Here is a 1,472-nt window from a genome sequence, read left to right as displayed (position 1 = left end):
CTGACCCAACGACGTGGCGCTTTCAGCGTATACTTCGCTATTCACTGCCGTGATATTGTTGCTATCAACGCCAGTGATCCCAGCTTGGGTGTAATCGGTATCTGCGGGAACGCTTGCCCCAGCAATGTTTTTGGCGTAGTTAATGACATTTACCATGGCACTAATGTCGGTTACCACGACTAACTGCGCAGCGTTTAGCCAAGCATTAAAATCGCTGACGCTGCTGACATCCTGCGTTAAGCCTATGTTGATATAATCCGTACTTTGCGGCGCAGTTGCAATGATAGGATTGCCGCTGTCTTTGGCGTAATCATGGATAATCACATAACTGTTACTGCGATTTTTAACCTCATCATAACTCCTTGCATTTTGTACGCCGCGCACGAGTGAACGCAATTCATTGACATGCTCTATTCCCACGTTTTCGATGCCGATTGCAGCAAAATCGGCTAATTCAGGTTTTTGATTGCTATCACTGATGATGTAGTCAATGATGGTCCACCACTCAGTAATGTAATCTACTTCCATCCAATCGACACCAGACACTGTATTAGACGACATACTGCCACTGGTGGTTGCGTTAAGACCTTCCTGACTAAATCGATCGTTCAATTCATAATTTAAATATTTTGGCCACCTGTAGCCTTCACTCAAATCGGAAGAACCGGCCCAGGTTACGACTTGAACATAGTCGAGTGTCTCTGTGCCGTTTAAGCTGAACTTAAGGTGCACTTTATATAAGTATGAATATATGTTATTCGTGTCAGAAGGCAGATTTCCTACATATTCAGGATGCAATAGATAGTCTGCCCACTCATTAACGAGCGATACATTTGGGTCGAAGTAATCCCTCATTCCATCTTTATCTGTGTCTGTATCAATATAAGCTTGCAGATCGCTGAGATCTTGCAAAGGGGGATGCTCTCCGACCAATTTATTGTTAAGCGCTGTGCGCTGACTGGAAAAATAACCATCGTCTGAATTGGTTGCAAATCCTAGCGCCTGATAATGCGCATCTGTCGGTTCTTGTGCCAATGGATTGATGGAATTAGACGCATATTGTTGAATATTAGTCAACTCGCCAAATAAGGTGAGCGAACCATTGGCGACAGCGCTAGTGCGTGTTGGAGTGTTGTCTGCACTGATATCGGTCACTGTGACGTTAAATGAACGAGAATCGTTGGTTGTGTGAGTAAAGCTAGGATCGCTGTTACTGTATTCAACGGCTTCTAGTGCGGTTTGGTAATCACTGATAGAGGCCGTGCCCGTCAGCGTCAGTGTGTGATTGTTGGCATCGTAGCTTCCCGAGATACTGCCTGCCGCAACAAAACTTAAACTCTCATTGCTATTGGCGCCATTTAGCGTGATTTGTGCGCTGGCTATTGTGCTTGAATCAATATCGGTGATATTTACATTCTTCAATAAGGCTGTTGGCCCATCGCCGTTGACAAATGCCTTGTCGGGTGAATTAA

General features: G+C 44.8%; 1 protein-coding gene. It reads right to left on the bottom strand.

Annotated elements, in window-relative coordinates; translation table 11 throughout:
- Positions 1 to 1,472, bottom strand: a 1,472-nt coding sequence (locus VTH8203_RS22960; RefSeq protein WP_158296230.1) for a hypothetical protein, incomplete at both ends; no start/stop codon positions are given.

Origin of the sequence: Vibrio thalassae (assembly GCF_900089835.1) — a bacterium.
In the GTDB taxonomy this organism is placed as follows: Bacteria; Pseudomonadota; Gammaproteobacteria; order Enterobacterales; family Vibrionaceae; genus Vibrio; species Vibrio thalassae.
Note: the sequence above shows the minus strand (reverse complement) of the source record. Positions and strands in the feature narration are given on the sequence as shown.